Source organism: Moorena sp. SIO1F2, assembly GCF_010672755.1.
GTDB lineage: Bacteria > Cyanobacteriota > Cyanobacteriia > Cyanobacteriales > Coleofasciculaceae > Moorena.
Window position 1 is genome coordinate 1 of record NZ_JAAHFV010000083.1, and the last position, 19,752, is coordinate 19,752.

General features: G+C 44.2%; 17 protein-coding genes and 2 pseudogenes. 11 read left to right on the top strand and 8 right to left on the bottom strand.

Annotated features, from left to right (window positions below; translation table 11 throughout):
* Window positions 1–90: 90 nt before the first annotated feature.
* Window positions 91–750 (bottom strand): phosphoribosylglycinamide formyltransferase, encoded by a 660-nt coding sequence (gene purN / locus F6J94_RS12675; protein ID WP_293040431.1) that lies wholly within the window; start codon window positions 748–750, stop codon window positions 91–93.
* A 357-nt stretch (window positions 751–1,107) separates the two neighbouring features.
* On the opposite strand from purN, the gene gpmI reads away from it, so the two are divergent.
* The 4 genes from gpmI to F6J94_RS12695 all read left to right on the top strand — a co-directional run bounded on the left by gpmI (window position 1,108) and on the right by F6J94_RS12695 (window position 5,742).
* Entirely contained in the window at window positions 1,108–2,706 is a 1,599-nt protein-coding gene (gpmI, locus tag F6J94_RS12680; RefSeq protein ID WP_293040460.1) for a 2,3-bisphosphoglycerate-independent phosphoglycerate mutase, read from the top strand.
* Between the two features lie 323 nt (window positions 2,707–3,029).
* Window positions 3,030–4,325 (top strand): RNA-guided endonuclease IscB, encoded by a 1,296-nt coding sequence (iscB, locus tag F6J94_RS12685; protein WP_293040434.1) that lies wholly within the window; start codon window positions 3,030–3,032, stop codon window positions 4,323–4,325.
* Between the two features lie 298 nt (window positions 4,326–4,623).
* Window positions 4,624–4,854, top strand: a complete 231-nt coding sequence (gene secG / locus F6J94_RS12690; RefSeq protein WP_008191847.1) for a preprotein translocase subunit SecG — start codon at window positions 4,624–4,626, stop codon at window positions 4,852–4,854.
* Between the two features lie 18 nt (window positions 4,855–4,872).
* Complete coding sequence (locus tag F6J94_RS12695) at window positions 4,873–5,742, top strand: peptidase (RefSeq protein ID WP_293040437.1); 870 nt, start codon at window positions 4,873–4,875, stop codon at window positions 5,740–5,742.
* A gap of 599 nt (window positions 5,743–6,341) precedes the next feature.
* Here F6J94_RS12695 and tnpA read toward each other — a convergent pair.
* A pseudogene (gene tnpA, locus F6J94_RS12700) lies at window positions 6,342–6,651 on the bottom strand (IS200/IS605 family transposase); the annotation flags it as partial.
* A gap of 101 nt (window positions 6,652–6,752) precedes the next feature.
* On the opposite strand from tnpA, the gene F6J94_RS12705 reads away from it, so the two are divergent.
* The 4 genes from F6J94_RS12705 to F6J94_RS12720 all read left to right on the top strand — a co-directional run bounded on the left by F6J94_RS12705 (window position 6,753) and on the right by F6J94_RS12720 (window position 10,804).
* Window positions 6,753–7,046, top strand: coding sequence for a helix-turn-helix domain-containing protein (locus tag F6J94_RS12705; RefSeq protein WP_293040440.1), 294 nt, complete (start codon window positions 6,753–6,755; stop codon window positions 7,044–7,046).
* Window positions 7,024–8,121: a transposase gene (locus tag F6J94_RS12710; RefSeq protein WP_293040463.1), complete on the top strand. Its 1,098-nt coding sequence runs from the start codon at window positions 7,024–7,026 to the stop codon at window positions 8,119–8,121. Before F6J94_RS12705 ends, F6J94_RS12710 begins: the two co-directional genes overlap by 23 nt.
* A 609-nt stretch (window positions 8,122–8,730) precedes the next feature.
* Window positions 8,731–10,254 carry a carboxypeptidase M32 gene (locus F6J94_RS12715; RefSeq protein ID WP_293024595.1) on the top strand — a complete coding sequence of 508 codons (1,524 nt, stop codon included), beginning with the start codon at window positions 8,731–8,733 and terminating at the stop codon, window positions 10,252–10,254.
* Window positions 10,255–10,528: 274 nt separating this feature from the next.
* Window positions 10,529–10,804 carry a hypothetical protein gene (locus F6J94_RS12720; protein ID WP_293040466.1) on the top strand — a complete coding sequence of 92 codons (276 nt, stop codon included), beginning with the start codon at window positions 10,529–10,531 and terminating at the stop codon, window positions 10,802–10,804.
* On the opposite strand, the gene F6J94_RS12725 is transcribed toward F6J94_RS12720, so the two are convergent.
* On the bottom strand, window positions 10,793–11,986 hold the full coding sequence (locus F6J94_RS12725) for an RNA-guided endonuclease TnpB family protein (RefSeq protein ID WP_293040443.1): 1,194 nt from the start codon (window positions 11,984–11,986) through the stop codon (window positions 10,793–10,795). The genes F6J94_RS12720 and F6J94_RS12725 overlap by 12 nt on opposite strands.
* Window positions 11,987–12,178: 192 nt before the next feature.
* Between F6J94_RS12725 and F6J94_RS12730 the strand changes: the two genes are divergently transcribed.
* Together F6J94_RS12730 and mnmH are read left to right on the top strand one after the other, a co-directional pair.
* A complete protein-coding gene (locus F6J94_RS12730) occupies window positions 12,179–12,715 on the top strand; it encodes a hypothetical protein (RefSeq protein ID WP_367142200.1) in 537 nt (178 codons plus the stop codon).
* Between the two features lie 156 nt (window positions 12,716–12,871).
* Window positions 12,872–13,942 (top strand): tRNA 2-selenouridine(34) synthase MnmH, encoded by a 1,071-nt coding sequence (mnmH, locus tag F6J94_RS12735; RefSeq protein WP_293024597.1) that lies wholly within the window; start codon window positions 12,872–12,874, stop codon window positions 13,940–13,942.
* A gap of 161 nt (window positions 13,943–14,103) precedes the next feature.
* Here the strand turns inward: mnmH and F6J94_RS12740 are convergent, their stop codons facing one another.
* From F6J94_RS12740 to F6J94_RS12750, 3 genes and pseudogenes are all read right to left on the bottom strand, one after another.
* The gene (locus tag F6J94_RS12740; protein WP_293040447.1) at window positions 14,104–14,607 is read right to left on the bottom strand and encodes an adenylate/guanylate cyclase domain-containing protein; all 504 of its coding nucleotides are present in this window, start codon (window positions 14,605–14,607) and stop codon (window positions 14,104–14,106) included.
* 179 nt (window positions 14,608–14,786) lie between these two features.
* A pseudogene (locus F6J94_RS12745) lies at window positions 14,787–15,540 on the bottom strand (response regulator); the annotation flags it as partial.
* 79 nt (window positions 15,541–15,619) lie between these two features.
* Window positions 15,620–16,054, bottom strand: coding sequence for a hypothetical protein (locus F6J94_RS12750; protein ID WP_293040451.1), 435 nt, complete (start codon window positions 16,052–16,054; stop codon window positions 15,620–15,622).
* A 268-nt stretch (window positions 16,055–16,322) separates the two neighbouring features.
* On the opposite strand from F6J94_RS12750, the gene F6J94_RS12755 reads away from it, so the two are divergent.
* On the top strand, window positions 16,323–16,982 hold the full coding sequence (locus F6J94_RS12755) for a hypothetical protein (protein ID WP_293040454.1): 660 nt from the start codon (window positions 16,323–16,325) through the stop codon (window positions 16,980–16,982).
* Between the two features lie 197 nt (window positions 16,983–17,179).
* Here F6J94_RS12755 and F6J94_RS12760 read toward each other — a convergent pair whose 3' ends face one another.
* Window positions 17,180–17,989, bottom strand: a complete 810-nt coding sequence (locus F6J94_RS12760; protein WP_293024603.1) for a peptidoglycan-binding protein — start codon at window positions 17,987–17,989, stop codon at window positions 17,180–17,182.
* A gap of 140 nt (window positions 17,990–18,129) precedes the next feature.
* Window positions 18,130–19,404 carry a pitrilysin family protein gene (locus F6J94_RS12765; RefSeq protein WP_293040457.1) on the bottom strand — a complete coding sequence of 425 codons (1,275 nt, stop codon included), beginning with the start codon at window positions 19,402–19,404 and terminating at the stop codon, window positions 18,130–18,132.
* Between the last annotated feature and the right edge of the window lie 348 nt (window positions 19,405–19,752).

Sequence of the window (19,752 nt, forward strand, 5' to 3'; positions counted from 1 at the left end):
ATTTTTCTTCCCTACTCCCTCCTCCCTCCTCCCTACTCCCTACTCCCTACTCCCTACTCCCTACTCCCTACTCCCTTTCCTAAATAACAATTAAGAATTGATTAATGCGATCGCTTCGACTAGAATCCGATGTTCTTGGACTTGAATCCGGGCATGGAGGGTTTCTGGGGTATCATCGGGTAGCACAGGAACAGCTGCCTGGAAAAGGATTGGACCACTGTCAACATCTAGACTGACCACGTGAACCGTACACCCTGTAATTTTTACCCCAGCCTCAAGAGCTTGTTCCACCGCGCGCACGCCTTTGAAACTAGGTAATAAGCTGGGATGGATATTGAGAATCCGGTTAGGAAAAGCGTCTAGGAGTACCTGTGTCACCACTCGCATCCAACCAGCCATCACGACCCACTCCACCTCATACTCTTGTAAAGTTTGGACAATTTGTTGATCGAAATCTTCCCGTTTTTTGGTGTGCCGGTGATTATGTAGGACTGCTGGAATGCCGTATTTTTCCGCTCTAGCTAACGCTTTAATACCTGGATTATTGTAAATGAGCACGCTGATTTGGGCATTGAGTTGGCCGTTTGCGATCGCACTAGCTATCGCTTCAAAGTTACTGCCACTTCCGGAAGCCATCACTCCCAGTTTCAGAGGGGAAGTAGTCGGTAAGGAGTCTACGCTCTGTTGGGGGTAAATGCTAGGGGAAATCAAGCTGGGGCTGGAATCTGGAGAAGTTAGATTGGCAGTCATATCGGGAAATGCGATCGCACCTTCATAAGCATTACTTTATACATCACAATTTTATAGGCATGTTGATAGAAATTAATATTTGTAACCTTTCTACACCTTTGTTAGTTGTAAGTGTAGGCTAACAGTCGCCCTGATCCAAACACGTGCCTGCACGCCCAATTAATTGTATACAAAGGTTAGTTACCGAGTATAAATTCCTATTAGCTTGGGGTAGTCAAAACCTTTGCTAGCAGGAGATTTAAGCATTATCCTCACTCCACCAGCCGAAACCTAATAAAAATTGAAATTTATCATGAATATGCGGATTTTGAATGATATGATCGCGGTGAAATTAAGAGTAGGATAAAAGGCGATATGATGAGGCAAGCACCTGTTTCTCCTGTGGTGCTAGTTATCTTAGACGGTTGGGGTTACCGCGAAGTAACTGATGCCAATGGGATAGCCCTAGCAAACACCCCTGTAATGGACAGCCTCTGGGCTGCCTATCCGAGTACATTAATTCGCACCTCTGGAAAGGACGTGGGACTCCCAGAGGGTCAAATGGGCAATTCGGAAGTGGGGCACTTGAATATAGGTGCTGGGCGTGTGGTGCCTCAAGAACTTGTGCGCATCTCTGATGCGGTGGAAAATGGCACTTTAAACGATAACCAAGCTCTTGTGCAAGTATGCCGAGACGTTAAATGTCGGGGTGGGAAGATGCACATCGTGGGTTTGTGTTCTGAGGGTGGGGTACACTCCCATCTCAATCACCTCCTGGGATTGCTAGCGCTAGCCAAAGCCCAAAATCTATCTGAGGTCTATATCCACGCGATTACCGATGGTCGTGATACTAAACCGACCGACGGCATTGAAGCAATTCAAAAAATTCAGGATTATATTGATCAAGTTGGCATTGGATGCATAGCCACCATTAGTGGTCGCTACTACGCCATGGATCGAGACCGACGCTGGGAAAGGATTTCAAAAGCCTATGAAGTCATGACTCAGGATGGTCCTGGAAATGGTATCTCAGCAGTAAAATTCCTCAAGGAGTCTTATGAGTCAGAAATTACTGACGAGTTTATCTTGCCCACACGGCTTACTCCTGGAGCTGTAACAGCAGGAGATGGAGTAATTTTCTTTAACTTCCGCCCAGACAGAGCCCGACAGCTTACCCAAGCCTTCGTGGATCCTAACTTTGATGGCTTTGAACGGGAACAGATCAAACCCCTAACCTTTGCCACCTTTACCCAGTATGACCCCACTTTTCCGGTATTGGTCGCCTTTGAACCTCAGAACTTGACTAATATTCTGGGGGAAGTTATATCCCAGCATGGGTTGCGCCAATTCCGAACTGCGGAAACAGAAAAATACGCCCACGTCACTTACTTTTTTAATGGTGGTCTAGAAGTTCCTTTCGAGGGTGAAGACCGGAAATTGGTGCAAAGTCCGATGGTACCAACCTATGATAAAGCACCAGCCATGTCAGCTAAGGAAGTGACCGATGAAGTGATCGCAGCCATCGAAAAACGCATTTACTCCCTGGTAGTGATTAACTATGCCAACACTGATATGGTGGGCCATACTGGCAATGTGGAAGCCTGCATAGAAGCAGTGGAAACCGTAGACCTCTGCATAGGACGCTTAATTGATAGGATTATTAAAGTTGGTGGCACTACCCTGATTACTGCTGACCACGGCAACGCCGAGACTATGCGCGATGAGACAGGTAATCCTTGGACAGCTCACACGACAAACCCAGTACCCTTTATCCTAGTAGAAGGGGAAAAATTAAAAATCCCTGGACATGGTACAGAAGTTGCATTGCGCTGTGATGGATGTCTGGCAGATATTGCCCCGACCATCTTGGAAATCTTGCAACTTCCCCAGCCAAAAGAAATGACTGGGCGTTCTATGATCCAACCCGCTGAGTTGGAAGTCCGTAGTAATCGGACACCTGTGCGAGTTTCTCTATAAAACTTCAAGTTGAGAACCCCTTTGTTTTAACCGAGGGAGAGTTCAAAACTTCTCAATGCCGTAATTTTGTCAAAAGAGTCAACAACTCACCGCTAACTCTTTCAGAGTATAGCGGGAGCTTGTGAAAGCTCATAGTTGACCAGACTAAGACCATTCTAATGGTCTACGTTATTCGAGTCATAACACCTGTAGATGCGTGCCAGTCTTCAGCTCTGTTGTTAACAATTAAACATCTGTAGTGAGTTAAGGAAGTGTTGTTAACCTCTCAAGCTCTTATAACATTGTCAAGGCAAACTTTACCCACTTGTGGAGTGTTCAAAGTAATGCGAGTTTTCGTGCTAGATAAAAACAAACAACCATTAGATCCATGCCATCCAGCACGGGCTAGAGAGTTACTTAAAAAAGGGAGGGCTAAAGTCTTTAAGCGCTATCCATTTACGATCATCATGCAAGACAGGGATGTTGAGAATTCTGTTACTCATCCACACAGGATCAAGATAGACCCTGGATCTAAAACAACCGGGATTGCCATCGTTCAGGAAAAAACTGGACGGGTCACAAGCGCCTTGGTAGTTAATCACAGGGGACAGAATATCAAAAACTCTCTGGACTCCAGAAGAGCTTTAAGGCGAGGTAGGCGAAATAGAAAGACTCGTTACCGCAAACCTCGGTTTCTCAATCGAAAACGCCCAGAAGGGTGGCTGGCTCCATCGCTAATGAGTCGAGTATTTAATATTGAGACTTGGGTAAGACGGCTAAGGAAGCTGTGCCCAATAACCACCATATCTCAAGAATTAGTCCGGTTTGATACTCAAAAAATGCAAAATCCAGAAATATCGGGTGTAGAGTATCAACACGGTGAACTGTTTGGGTTTGAGGTGAAAGAATATCTGCTTGCCAAGTGGGGTTATAGCTGTGTTTACTGTGGAGCAGAGAACGTCCCCTTGGAGGTTGAACACATTACTCCAAAATCTAAAGGAGGGACTAATAGAGTCAGCAACCTAACCTTGGCTTGTCGGCCTTGTAACCAGAAGAAAGGTAGCGATCCGATTGAGAAATTTTTACGTAAAAAGCCGGAACTTCTAAAGAAAATACTGGCATTGGCTAAATCCCCCTTGAAAGATGCAGCAGCAGTTAACTCAACTCGCTGGGAAGTATGGAGGAGGCTGCAACTGACTGGATTACCTGTTGACACAGGTTCTGGTGGTCTGACTAAGTTCAATCGTAAAACCAGAGAGATTGAGAAAACCCATTGGACTGATGCTGCTTGTGTGGGTAAATCCACTCCTCAGACATTACTACTAAATGGAGTGAAACCGCTAATAGTTACAGCTAAAGGTCACGGGGTGCGCCAAAGATGTCGTCCAAATAAATATGGCTTTCCAAAGGCTCATGCACCTGCCGCTAAGTTTTTCAAAGGTTTCCAAACGGGCGATATTGTTAAAGCTGATATCAAGGGAGGGAAGTATGCCGGTCAATACACAGGACGAATAGCAATTCGCCATCGTCCTAGTTTTGCACTCTCTACTCCAGAAAAGAAAATTGATGTACATCCAAAGTATTTACGAACAATTTTCAAGGCTGACGGCTATGAATACGCGAGTCAAATTAATCAATGATTCGCGCGTGGCCATAGGCCACGCGGGGCGCGTTCGCTGGCCATAGGCCACGCATTCGCGTTCAATTTATTCTCCTGCGGGAATTCCCCGGAGACGAAACCGTAAGAGAGTGGAGCCAATAGAAGTCAGTGGGCTATGCAGATGCATGCTTAAATCTTTTTTAATAGCGATGCAGCTTCGGAACAGGGGGTTTCCCCCACTCGCGCTTTGCATGGCTGACAAGGCGACCCTATCTTACGGTAACTTTAAACCCGCTAAAACTGACGTTTATAACGGGAGTCCCCTTCCCGTATTTAAGATGGTTAATCAAATCCTGCAAATTATTTGGGTTTTATCTGGCTTGGGTCTGATTATTTTGGTTTTGCTCCATAGTCCCAAGGGAGATGGCCTTGGCGGTATCGGTGGTCAAGCTCAGCTGTTTACCAGCACCAAGAGTGCCGAGAAAGCCCTGAACCGGGTGACCTGGATCTTGGCGATTACCTTTATGAGCTTGACAGTGATTTTAAGTGCAGGTTGGTTAAATCAGTAGATAATTTAGTGTTCAACCTTGGGGAGTAGGTGGTATAAAAACAATCAGCAGCTATGGATAGCCCTGTTAATAGGGGGTGTCACTTGTCTGTTAGTGATGTTGATTCAGTCCAGCACCGCAGCCGGTTTATACCCAAAGTTTAACCAATTAACAGAAGCCTCCTCTGCTATGGTGGCTTCGATGCCAGTAACCTCACCTGCCCTACCAGCTCCTAAGCCTCACCCTCTACCAAATCCCCTTGCCCAGTGGCAAGACCCTACCGGCAGCGGTGATTATTTTTCTGAAATCAAGGGGACTCCCTTAGGTTATCTGATCTGGTCTCAGTTTCCCGTGAAGGTTTATGTGCAACAGCCCCAACCACCGCCTGTGGTTGATGCTAACCACCAGCGCTTCCAACAATGGGTTGATGCGGTGTTAAAGGCGGTGGCAGAATGGGGGGTTTATTTGCCTCTAGAACTAGTTGACCAGCAGGAATTAGCAGATATATCGATTTTGCGATCGCGCCCTCCTCTAAAAGTTTCCTTGAACCGTGAGACCGGAACCTTTGATTGGTCTCGCGCTCGCTCAGCCGTTACTCGCTATGAATTTTACCTGGGGCAATCCATCAGGGCACCAGAGCAAATAGTAGATAATCTATTATTACATAAGTTTACCATACTTCTCTCCCCTGAGCAATCCATTGACTACACCCTTGCCACTGCCCGTCACGAACTCGGTCATGCACTAGGTATTTGGGGTCATTCTCCTTTAAAAACTGATGCGCTATACTTTTCCCAAGTTCGCAATCCCCCGAGAATTTCTGCTAGAGACATCAATACCCTCAAACGGATATACCAACAGCCAACTCGCTTGGGATGGCCTTTGCTCAAGGTAAAAAGTAAAAGCTAAAAGGCTTGCATTCATAGGACTTATGCCCCTGAAACCAATAATGAAGGTTTAAACAAATAAGTTTAAACGAATAAACTTTACTTAATAAGTTTAAACGAATAAGAAAAAGCGAACTTCGGAGCATATAACTTCAGCTAGCTTAGCAGGAGCCTCACACCAAATCAAAGATTATGGTGTGAGAGGAATGCGCGGCTGTTAAAGGGGTTCAATACCCCTTTAACAGCCAATTACACTTTCAAAGAATCCTGGGTCTACCGAACTTGCTATGTAAAAATGTTAGAAAATAATTAGTATAATCCTGATTGGGCGGAAGTTTTAGTTTTTAATAGAATTATTTTTTGTAAAAAAACCGTCCAATCAGACCCAGTCGGCAATAAGCGCGGTTTTATACATACTATGTTCGGTAGAGCCAGAATCCTGAGATTCAATATTTCATCGCTTCATGTGGTCGCAGTTACTCCACCACATGAAGCGATGGGCTCTGCCGGATCTATGGTTTAAAACGTATCAAAAGGCACAAAATCGACAATCAACGTGGCTGGAACTGGCGGAATTACGTGATATAAGCTTGCCTTATCACCGCAAAGCCGGGAGAGCCAAGCGATGAAATATGATCCATTCCACAACACATCTTTTCTAAACGTGCTTATTGATTTGTTCTTGGAATTCATTACGGAGCCTTTTACTGGTCACTGTCTTGAGATTGTTAATGAACTTGGTTAACTCCATTTGTGGAAAATATTGAAAAAGTAAATGAATATTTTCTCCCTCTCCATTGAACTCAATCAACTGGCAATCCCATTTCTGGGATAAATCCGCTACGATTTCGCCCAAGGGTTGCAGCATTTCGGCACTGAACACTTTGGGTCGATATTTGGATGTCAATACCAGATGTGCTTTTAGGTCAATTACCGATCATCCTTTTGCCATATAATCATCTTTCATGGCAACCTTTCCGAAATCTGTACACTAATTAGTGTAGTGTTAACTCTAGTCACCAACACCAGGAGATGAAATACACTTACCAGTACAAAGCACTTCCAACCACCGACCAAAAGCTAGAGATAAATCTTTGGCTAAGGATTTGCCAGTACTGGTATAATCGTCAGCTTGGTGAAAGGTTTGATTGGTGGGAACGTAACAGAACTTCGGTTAACTGTTGCCCCTTGGTCTGTCATCTTCCTGAACTGCGTGATCGCCCCAACTACTACAGCCAAAAGAAACTTTTACCAGGACTCAAAAAGGGTGGAGTGACGGTGGAATGGTCAGGGGAGGATTTAGATTTTTCACGGGTTCGGTGCTAACACCCTCCAACAGGTCTGCCAACGTGTAGACAAGGCATTTGAGCGGTTCACTCGATCGGATGCCAGTGGCCACAGAAGCGGCAAGCCTCGCTTCAAGTCCCAGTCTCGCTATCGTTCATTCGTGCTTGAGGGAGCAGGGCTGGATCTGCACTCGTGTTCGATTGGCGGCAAGTTCCTGTACCTCAAAGTGCCCAAGCTCGGCTTATTGAAAGTTCGCTCTCACCGCCCCTTGCCCGATGGTGCCATCCTTAAACAAGTGCAATTGATCAAGAAAAATGATGGATGGTTTGTAAACCTGCGACTTGATGATCCTACTGTGCCCACCATTTCACCCGATCAGTTCATTCCGACTTGGGAGAACTCCCTAGGGATGGATGCAGTATTGCACGAGGATCATTACATTGCTACTTCTGAAGGTGTGAAACTACCGTCTGTGAAATTATTGCGACGCAACCAAGCCAAACTAGCGAAAACCGCCAAAAAAAAGAATGCTCGGCAGCGCGGCAGCAAAGCACGTCGGAAACTGGCAAAACGAGAAGGACGGCAACACCAAAAGATTGCTCGTGCCAGAAAAGATTTCCAATACAAAACCGCTCACAAGTTGGTGAAGACGGGCAAAAAAGTCTTCTTTCATGAAGACCTAAACCTTAAAGGTCTCAGCAAGCGTAACGCACCATTACAAGACGAAACGGGTACATACCTACCCAATGGTCAATCTGCCAAATCTGGACTCAACCTGAGTTGGGCAGATGCCGCTTTTGGGCAATTCTTCTCAATCCTTGGTCACATAGCTGCGAAAGCTGGAGCCGTTATGGTGGCGAAGAATCCTGCTTACACTTCCCAAGTGTTATCCTATCGAGATCAAGTGATTTTTACTGATTGCGGTATCCGGAAATATTGGGATGAAGTCGAAAAGCTCTGGGTTGATAGAGATATTAATGCTGCTATCAACATCAAGAGAGTGGGGCTGGACGTGTTCCCCACTATAAAACGCCGTAAAGGTAGCATTAAAATAGTTGGTTCTATGACTGATGATACCTCCAAGGAAGTTCTACGCACTCTTCGGGGTGCCTGAGAAGCCTACACCATACCTTTAAGGTTGGTGTAGGAGCGTCACATTTACAGAGGTTCTACAGGGAAAGGGTGCATAAGTCCTGATCCAAATGAGATTGCAAACAAATCCTTGTGACATCCTACTTTCGGCGAGTATTGGGGAAGCTCGAAGCTAGTGGCTGTGAGCTTCAGTCGGTAGGAATACTTACCACTGTGCCAATAGCTCGAGCAATTGTCTGGTTTTAAGGGATTACACTATACTAGTAATTCTTTAAGAAATGGCACAATAGTAGTTCGAATACTATGCTATAACACTCAGTTATGGGTATGACGTTTTCATAGCCATCGGCATCTGAGTTAGTTACTTAGCTTTACCAGAGTGCTCGTACCAAGTTGCAGCTTAAATCGTAACGAGAGGAAATAAGGACTTGGGAATTTTCACCATTGTCCGATAAGTAAATTGCACTTGAAAAACGCAACTTGGTCTTAGCTTTCAGCCCACTTGTCTGATTCATTAGTATCGGACATTTTTGTGGGTAAGATTTTTATTTTCGGTCGTCAGGTGTACATTTACTATTCGGCAAAATACCGTAACCCTAAACTAATAGCCTGAATGTGTCAATCTAGCATCATGCAGACTACCGAAAAAACTCAACCGAAACTTCTCAACCTCAAAAAACGCCTTAGTGAAATTAACGACTTAGAAGCAGCCGCATCTTTGTTGTACTGGGATCAGGCAACCTATATGCCTCCCGGTGGTGCAGCTGCTAGGGGACGTCAGCTGGCTACTCTACAAAAAATTGCCCATAGTAAATTTACTGACCCAACCATGGGCGAACTGCTGGAAGGGTTACGCCCCTATGAAGAAACTCTACCTTACTTTTCTGACGAAGCTAGCTTAATCCGCTGCACTAGAAAAAATTACCACAGAGCCGTGCAGGTGCCAGCGGAATTTATGGGAGAATTCTCTGAACATCGGACAGAAACGTACAGTGTTTGGGTAAAGGCAAGAGCTACCAACGACTTTGCAGCGGTGCGCCCTTACTTAGAAAAAACCCTTGACCTCAGCCGTCAAATGGCTTATTTTTTCCCTGGTTACGAACATATCGCTGACCCGTTAATTGACTTTGCTGACTATGGGATGAAAGTCTCTATTTTGCGGACGCTTTTTTCTCAGTTGCGAGAGGAATTAGTGCCAATTGTGGAGGCTATTACTGCCCAAAGTCCCACGGATGACAACTGTTTACACCAACGATATCCTGAAGAGCAACAGTTAGATTTGACTCTCAAGGTCATGAAGCAAATGGGATATGACTTTGAGCGCGGAAGGCAAGACCAAACCCATCACCCATTTATGATCAACTTCTCTACCGGTGATGTGCGCATTACGACCCGTGTTGATGAAGATGACCTGAGTCAAGCTCTATTTAGCAGCATCCACGAAATGGGTCATGGTCTTTATGAGCAAGGAATTAGACGAGATTTGGAAGGCACTCCTCTTGCCTGTGGGACATCTTCGGGTGTCCACGAGAGCCAGTCCCGACTTTGGGAAAATATTGTTGGGCGTAGTCGGGGCTTCTGGAAATTTTTCTATCCCCAAGTACAATCGTACTTCCCCTCTCAACTGGGTAATGTTTCCCTCAATGCCTTTTATCAGGCCATCAACAAGGTGCAGCGGTCTGTAATCCGCATGGATGCTGATGAAGTGACTTACAATCTCCACGTCATGATCCGCTTTGACTTAGAACTGATGATGCTTGAGGGTAGGCTACAGGTGAGGGATTTACCGGAAGCCTGGAATGAACGCTATCGTGAAGATTTAGGGGTTGTTCCCGAGAATGACAGTGACGGGGTGTTGCAAGATGTTCACTGGTACACTGGTCAGATTGGGGGAATGTTCCAATGCTACACCTTGGGTAACTTGATGAGCGCCCAGTTTTTTGAAGCTGCAGTAACGGAACAGCCTGAAATTATACCAAAAATTGAGCAAGGAAACTTTAGTACGCTCCATAATTGGTTGAAGGACAACATTTACCAACACGGTTGCAAATACACAGCAGCTGAATTGATTAAGAGCGTCACTGGTACTGCTTTACGCATCGATCCATTCATCCGCTACATCCGGCACAAGTATGGGCAGCTTTACATGCTTTAATATTTGTTTGTGCCAAAAAAGTGGTTTTGCGAGAACGTTGTCCATATATCTAAAAGAATATCTATTCCTGATCTGTAGTGCGCGGGAATCACTATTCTTTAGAGGAATTTTTTATAGGGTTGTTGGTTTAAATATAGTTGACTTGTATTTGGGTAGTTTTAATGCTCAACCTAATTCAGGATGTTCTCGAAAGTGACGAAAAGAGCGATCTACGTCACTTTACCAGCCAGAATTTCGTTGCCCAGAACCCAGGTACTTACTGCGCAACGAAATTCTGGCTGCTTTTAATGAATACTGCACTAACCACAAAAAATCTGAATACTTTTATCATTCTTATCATTTAGGGAAGCTGATTTATTACACCCAGGAAATTATTCTGGAAGATGAAAGTCTATGCCTAATTATCCGACCAAAAATTGCGGCTAAAAGAGCTTTTCGTCTGTTTGAAGACTTAAGGGCGCAAGAGGTGACACCAGAGGAACTGCTGAATATACGCGATCGCTTTTTGACACTCCCCGTCCTAGAAGAACGGGGATTCTTACTTCAATGAGCCGACTTGCTCAACCAGACCGGAATCAGGAAGAGTAGAGGCCGATTCTCCATAAGCGTTCGGATCTAAGATCCAGGTTCCGGTATGCCCTACCGTACCCAAGGCTCTTTTTAGAATATTGATTGCAGCGTTATGATCTCTGTCTAATTCACAACCACATTGACAGGTATGAGTTCGGGTTGATAACGACTTTTTGACTACTTCGCCACAATTAGAGCAGTTTTGACTGGTTAAAGCCGGATTAACAGCTACTGTTTGCCTACCAAACTTTTGACCAAAATACTCTAGCCATTTTCTAAATTGATACCAACCTGCATCATTAATAGACTTTGCGAGACAATGATTTTTTACTAAGTTCTTGACCCTCAAGTCTTCGTAAGCGACCACATCGTTAGAGTGGATTACGCAACGTGCCAGTCTCTTGGCATGTTCTTCACGCTGCCTACTTATTTTGAGGTGTACTCTACCTAGTCTATTTCTGGCTTTTTTACGATTGGATGAGCCTTTTTTCTTGCGAGAAACTCGGCGTTGATAAAATTTCAACCGTTTCTCGCCCTTACGATAAAATCTTGGATTTGGTTCTGTGTTTCCCTTTGAATCGGTGTAGAATTCTTTTAAACCCACATCAAGTCCCACATTGGTATGGGACGGATCTAGAGATTCTTTAATCTCAACTTTTACACAAAATTGAACATAATAGCCATCTGCGCGACGAACCAACCTAACTCGTTTAATCAAATTTTGGTCGTAACGCCATAACTTCCAGGTTCCCTTAAGCTTTAGTTTCCCGATACCTTTTTTGTCTAAGAATTTTATAGACTTGGTATCAGGTGAAAGTTTCCAGCCTGATGTCTTATACTCAACTGACCGAGAAAACTTTTTAAACTTGGGATAACCCTTTTTGCCAGGGACTTGTTTTTTACACTTATCGTAAAACCTAGAAATTGAACTATAAGCTCTTTCCACCGAAGCTTGACAGGCATGAGAGTTTAAGTCTTTGACAAAAGGATATTCAGCTCTGATCCACGTGTTATAGCGATACAGGTCTTTTTGTCCTATCCCTTTGTTGTCCATCCAGTAACGGATGCACTTATTTCGTACAAACTGACCAGTGCGTATCGCCTCATCAATGGCGGCATATTGAGTTTTATTCCCTTTGACCTTAAATTCTAATACGAGCATTTTGACGTGGAATAACTCTACGTAATATTGTAGCACAAAAAAAAGCCGTCCATTGTTCGCGCAGCGTGGCCTACGGCCAAGTTACCGTAAGATAGTGGAGCCTTTATGGTCGGCAGGCTATGGGGAAAAGGGTTAAAACTTATTGAATAAGGCTCCACAATAAACAGGTTTCTATCCAGCGAAGGACGGGGCTTGAGACCCAAATTTTTGGTCAATCGCTACAACCCCAAGGTCGGGGAGGTTCTCCAGCTGGATTTTCAGCCGTTTTATGACTACAGCCCAGTCATTCGCGATCCCAAGAATATTGGTAAGGGAGTCCGCTTCCTAAACCGCTATCTCTCCAGTAAACTCTTTCAAGACCCTGAGCAGTGGTTGGAGTCGTTGTACGGTTTCTTGAAAGTGCTTTATTTCCAAGGAAACCAGCTACTGATTAACGAGCGCATTCACAATCACCAGCAACTCTCAGAACAGGTGAAGTTGGCCTTGGAATTTGTAAGCGATCGCCCAGACAGCGAATCCTATGATAAATTCCGCTTTAAGCTGCAAGAGATGGGTTTTGAAGCAGGCTGGGGAAACACGGCTAGTCGGGTGCGGGAAACCTTGGCAATGCTGGATGAATTGATTGATGAACCGGATGATAGGGCATTGGAACAGTTCCTATCCCGCATCCCAACGATTTTCCGGATTGTCCTGGTATCGGTTCACGGCGTTGTTCCATCTGATTTATAAGCCTCGGGCTAAAAAGCTTTTGGAGGAGCATATGCGTCGATAATAGGATTAAGTGCGTCAGTGCTCAGTGTTCAGAGTAAAAACTCACCAGTGTCAACTACCGCACACTGAGCCATTGATGGCACTTATTTCAGGAAACAGAGAATTGAACATCGAATGCAGCGATCGCATAACTATACCCAGCAGCCAAAGGAAGAAGACTACAGCGAAATTATTGATGTGCGCTCCCCGAGTGAGTTTGCTGAGGATCATATGCCAGGTGCGATTAATCTACCTGTGCTCGATGATCAGCAACGGGCTAAGGTGGGGACTATATATAAACAAGTGTCTTCCTTTGAAGCTCGTAAAATTGGTGCCTCTCTAGTTGCTGGGAACATCTCTCGACATCTGGAAAGTCACTTTGCTGCTAAGGATAAAAATTACCATCCCTTGGTCTATTGTTGGCGGGGTGGACAGCGTTCCCAGAGTTTGGCAGCAGTGTTAGTTCAAATTGGCTGGCAAGTTACAGTTCTCGACGGGGGATACAAAACCTATCGAGCTTATGTAAGGGAAGAATTAGAACAGTTGCCACAACAGTTTACTTACCGGGTATTGTGTGGACTAACGGGTAGTGGGAAAACCCTGATCTTGCGGCAACTTGCTAAGCAAGGTGTCCAGATGCTGGATTTGGAAGAGTTAGCAAATCATCGAGGTTCGCTGCTGGGTCAAGAGTGGGAAGGTGAACCATTATCTCAACCGTCACAAAAATGGTTTGAATCCCTGCTATTGGAAAAATTGCAACGCTTTGATGTCGATAAGCCAGTATGGGTAGAAGCAGAAAGCAATAAGATTGGAAAAATTTATTTGCCTCATTCAGTATGGCAAAATATGAAGGATGCTAGGTGTGTGGAAGTTGAGTTACCCCTGGCACGTAGAATTGAATGGTTGTTGCAAGAGTATCCTCACTTGCTTACTAACCCTGAGTTTTTCAAAAGTAAGCTAGAGTGTCTAAGGTTTCGCTATGGCTGGAAAAAAATTAACCAGTGGTATGGGATGATTGATGGGGGTCAAGGTCATGCTTTGGTAGGAGATTTGCTTGAAAGTCATTATGATCCAGCTTACCGCCGCTCGATTAGTAAGTGTTATGGAAATGTAGTATCGACGTTACCGATTGTGGATTTATCAGAGCACAGTGTTCAGACTTTTGTCAATAGTTTAGTGTCTTGGACAGAATTATGCTCAGGATAGTTAATCAGCAAGTCAATATTTTATGTCCGAGGACTTATCAAATTCGGATGATTACTTACTGATAAAAAAGAATGATATCGTGTCCGGTTGTTTCGGTTAAGTTCATAGTTGAAGTTTTTTACTCATTACCCTCAATTATTGCACAATTGGGCAACGCTAAATTATGACTCATGCAACGCTTCTGCCCGTTCCCAGTCCTCTGGCACCCCATAGTTTTGAGACTTTTGGCAGCGTTTGACATAGAGCATGGCTGCTTTATCCTGGGGATTAGTTTGTAAAACTGACTGAAATATCTGTTCAGCTTGGGCGAAAGCTTGCCGATGGTAGAGAAATGCAGCTTGTTCAAAGTTACTCTTAGTTTTTATCTTTAACTGCTTCAGTTGCGGCTGATCTTGATCAAATAGCTCAAATACTGCCACCGGTTTATTTTTTACTTTAACTTTGACTCGATCCAGAAACCTATAACTGTACTTTTGAAACTCATTCAGGTTATAGAGGGTTTGTTGGCTAATCATAATCCCTGCACCATAAAGTTTGGTTAATCCTTCCAAGCGGGAAGCAAGATTCACTGCATCAGAAATCACCGTACTTTCCATCCGCTTGTGTTCACCGATTGTTCCTAGCATTAAGCTACCTGTAAGTACCTGGACAAAAATAAACCTCACTTCTTGATGCAAAGCGCGAGTGGGGGAAACCCCCTGTTCCGAAGCTGCATCGCTGTATTAACTTCTGTAAAGTTGCCAAAAGCCGCTCTGCTCCCTGCTCCGAACGCGCCCCGCGTGGCCCACGGCCTCAGTCCCTGCTCCCTATTTCAACAGTTAATTTTACTTTTGTCCGACTACTTATGTAAACCAATACCGATAGTAATCGGAACATAATCACTCTTGCACCGATGCTGGTTATAGATCGCAACTGTTTGTTGCATCTCAAGTGCACCTTGAACCCCATCATCCGCTGACTCAGGAAAAAGTGCCATAACTCCATCTCCAATGTACTTATCAATAAACCCGAGCCCGGATTGCTGGACTAACTCGACTCAGATAACTATTAATAAAATTAAAGTTTTATTGAGGATATAACTGTTCTGATAAGCTGGTAAAAGATCGAATATCAGCAAAAATAACAGTCATTTATTTTTGAACATGATCCCCTAATTTAACATCAACAATACTGTCATATCCTAGGAAGCGCAAAAAGTCATGGGGGACAAACTTACCATAAGCAGAGGTAATTTTATAAAGCCGTAGATGACTTTTAATTCGGGCTAACAATTCATGCTTAGAAAAAGGCTTAGTCAGATAATCATTTACCCCACACGTAAACCCTTCCACCAAATCAGAAACTTGATTGTTGGCGGTTAACATGATCACCGGAAGTTCACTGGGCAAAAACTTCTGGCGAATTTTTTCACAGACTTCATAGCCCCTCATGCGGGGCATCATCACATCCAGTAAGATCAAGTCAGGCTGGAAACGACTTGAGAGAATTTCTAAAGCTTCTAAACCATTAGTGGCTGTAGCGATCGCATAATTTTCCATGGAAAGATAATTGCTAATAACCTGGCGGTTGACTGGTTCATCGTCCACAATCAAAATTTTGATATATCCACTGTCTGCTGCTAAGGCTCCAGTGAAGTTCGGGGTTTCATTGGTGAAGTCGGGGACTGGAGCGATGGATTCAATTGGTGGAAACTCTTAGTATCAGTGTACCATCATCTAATCGTTCTGCTCCTAGGTTGTCTTTATTCTCTAAGCCTAATCCAGTAAATGTCAGGGTATTAAATATCTGAAGCTGCCGCCAAAAGTAACGCTCTAATTGAGGAATATCTTGCAAATTCAATTGACCTAGATTGATGGCAGTGGCATTAATCTGATTAACTAGATGAGGAATGGTTAGGTAAGCATCCAAATTCTGCTCAACCCGAGCATTGACTTCTTCAAGCAGTTGAGTAGCAACATCATTAACCGCTCTCTTGCTGTTTCTATAGGACAGATATCCCACAAGTCCCACAGCTGCGAAGATTTGCAGGACAAATGGTATGACCAAGATCAGGCGAAGGGGAACTTTCCCAGAAACCTTGGAAACCCCTTGGGCTAAAGATTTGAATATCATTTGCTTGTGCCATCCTGCTTGACTGACAAATCGCATTTGAGTTACATTTACAGAGTTCCCAGAAATTTAGAAAAAGTAGCGTCAGCACCCTTGACTGAAGTAAGCAGGCTTAAAGTCCTTGATTTCCTGATGCCTGAATGCTTAGAAAGGACTTCATAAATCTTTATCTGGAGTATCCCTTGTTTTGTTACCAAATTATCGTGAGCGGAGTATAATAGAGTTATTTGGCCATTAACTCTAACCTTAGTTTTGGTTTGGGAGCATCAAAATGCTTACTTTAAAAGTGTTCTCAGTGGCTACAGTTGCCGTCCTATTAAGCAGTTGCTTAATACCTGAAAAAGCCTTGGCTAGTCGTCTTGATTTCACAGCTGAAGCGATTGGGAGCTCAACTCCTCCAAGAATACTAAATGCCAGTATTGGTCAAACCCTACACAACGGCGATTTTACCATAGAAAGGACTGGGGATAACACCACCCTTGGTAATGGGATTGATGAAGATACGAGTTGGAGCTTTGATTTTTATAACTTGGCAACATCAATCAATGACTTATCGCAAGCGGAACTAATTTTAGACCTGACACCAAACAACGCCCTGATTACTACCGATGTATTTGGTATCATAGGATTGGATACTATTACTATTGATCTGATCCGCAATCTCCCAGTAGGAACTAAGCAATCCCTGTCTTTAAATTTACTGGAGTTTTACGACTCAGGAGAAATCGTGAACGTCTTTAATGCCAATAGTGGCAAAATTCCGGTATTTTATGGAGATGATGCCATTGTATCTCGTGCTGAGCTGTCATTGTCTACAGGTGAAAGAGTTCCCGAACCTGCTTCTACCCTAGGAATTTTAGCTTTGGGGGCTTTAGGAATTAGTTCAGTATTAAAGCACGAACTCAAGCCGCAGAAACAAGCAAAGCAGTAATCTTCATCAAGATTGATAACTAGTCAACCGGACACAATATAACTAAAAATATAATAAAAATATAACTAGTGTGTTGTTGACGGTTGATTAGTGAACTGTTAACTGTTAACTTTTCACTTTCAATCGTCAACCATGGCCTTAAGGCCGTAGGCCACGCTGCGCGAACGGCCACGCGTGCGCGTTCAACAAAAATTTCATCAACGTAGCAAAGCATTCCAAGTAGCAGGACCAACAATGCCATCAGGTTCTAGTTTGAACTTGCGCTGAGCCGTTTGTACTGCGGCTTTCGTAACCTCTCCAAATACCCCATCTACTGTGGCTTTTAAAAAACCAAGAGATTTCAGTCGCCTCTGCAATTGCTGGACTGCTGGACCACGCATACCTTGTCGGAGAATTGGTAAGGTTATAGCGCTAGGCTTAGTTCTCTCAACAGTGACCGCATTGCCTGTTGTCGTAGTGCGATTACCAAAGCTAGTGCTGGTTGCTGGGGAGGAAGGGTTGGAACTAGTTGTGGTGGTTTGGGTAATAGCTTGTGTGATGGAAGGCGTCGGAAAGGATGAAGCTGAGATGCCATCAGAGGTGGTCGGGGGTCTTATACTTGCTGAGGGTAAGGGATTTGAAGTAGAGGTTGAGGATGTTGGATTGGGTGGGATGCTCGGAAACAGAAGATTCCATTCAGCAGCTCCCATGATGCCATGGGGAGTCAAACCCGCTTCTTGCTGCAACTTGGAGACAGCCATCGCAGTATTATCTCCATAAAAGCCATTTACCTCTCCTGTGTAATACCCTAATAATTTAAGAACTGCTTGTAATTCAGATACTCTTTCCCCCTCACTACCAATATCGAGAGTTGGTCGGTTGATTTTGACTGGGGTAATTGCTTGAGCCAGTTTTGGGACAACGCCATTGGCTTCAAGGGCAACTGCTGGCAAGTTCCCTAAGCTAAGGGCTACTGATCCAAAGATAGTTATACCGATGATGCTGTTAGTGGTGTGTATAGAATCCATATCTTTACAGCCAATTAAATCTTGTCACGACTTAATTTAACTTTATCGATTCAAGCGGATTTATAGACAACAATATATTGAGATCTCCCCCGGTTAAAAGGTAAAACACGGGAGAGACCTCAAGTTTTTAGTTTGCTCTGTTAACCGAGGAAGTTGATTGCTTCAGCAGGTCCGACTAGAGAAATATAAGGTTCAATGAAATAACGATTAGCTGCTGCTTGAGCCATCTCTGGAGTAACCCTTGTCACATCCTGTTGAAACAGGGTATCAAACTCAACTCCTAGCCCGATCGTCTCATACCAGCCATAGACTTGAGCTAGCTGACCATTAGTTTGTTTACCTAGTGCATACTGACCAAGAAGCTTATTTTTGGCAACTTGCAATTCATCCTGACTCAGTTGTTGAGAACAAAGACGTTCCACTTCGGTAACCAGACCAACCAGGGCAGTTTCTGTATTTTCCGGTGCTGTCCCCATGTAGGCTATAAACGTAGAAGCCGACTGGCGTGTCGGAAACAATGCTGAGACATCATAGGCTAAACCCCGTTTTTCTCTGAGTTCTACAAACAAGCGGCTAGAAAGACCATTGCCCAGGTAGGTATTCAGGAGTTTCAGCGTAGCAAAGTCAGCCTCTTGTACGGCTGAGGTAAGATAACCCAGCATCACAATGGACTGCTGCGTCTCTTGGGCAGTGGTCACTTGGCAGGGTTTTGCAATCGGGGAGGGTAAGGAGGGTTTGCTCAGGGGTGTATCGGGAACTTGCCAATCCCCAAACACTTGCTCCACCTGCCCAATCGCATCTTCTGAGTTAATACGACCTGCAATACTAATTATGAGGTTATCAGGGCGGAAATAAGTCTGATGATAGTGTTCTAAGTCAGCTCGACCCAGTGTAGATACGGTAGCTTCTTCTCCCAACACTGAAAAGCCGTAGGGATGGTCTTGATACATTGCTTGTCGCAATTGCTTATAGGCAATGTTAAAGGGTTGCTCCTGTTGGGCACGAATAGTTTGAATGGTTAGGTACCTCTCTAGGTCTACCTCAGCATCTGGGAAACTAGGCGATCGCAAAATCTGCCCTGCTAGCTGTAACATTTCAAACCAGTCAGCTGCAACGGTTTTCAGGGAGAGTAGAAAATAATCGTTAGCCGCATCAGCACCAAGTTGAGCCCCCATAGACTCGACCCGTTCGGCAATGTCTATAGAGGATAAGTCTTGGGTTCCCTTGGTCATAACTGCTGAGACGAGGTGAGATAGCCCAGCTTGGTTTGGTGGATCGAACTGACTACCTGCCCGAATAAATAGACGGCTGGCAATGATATCAGCAGCAGCATTTTCAACTACAATCACCACGATGCCATTATCTAGCACTGTGCGATGGATATTCTGTTGTTGCTTTAGTGTGATATTAGGCATGATAGTCTTAAGTCTTAGGCTGGATAGTTTTAGGTTTTAGGCAAATTTCAAATTTAAAATTTTCAATGCACGAATTTCAACTTTGACTACATGCCTTTGTGAGGATTTACTACCTTTAATTAGTTACAATATAAGCTATCCTGTTGATGATTGTGATAGCTCAGGCGATAGATATAAATATACCGCATCGGCTAAGTGCATTAGGTCTAAATCTCTGAGCTTTTGAATCTCAAAATGAGTTACGATTTCAGCTATACTTTAAGCCATACTGTTGAGGATTGTGATAGCATAGATGAAGAATTGTTTAAGTCCCCCCCCAAACCCGAACTCTTCGAGAAACTCTCTCCA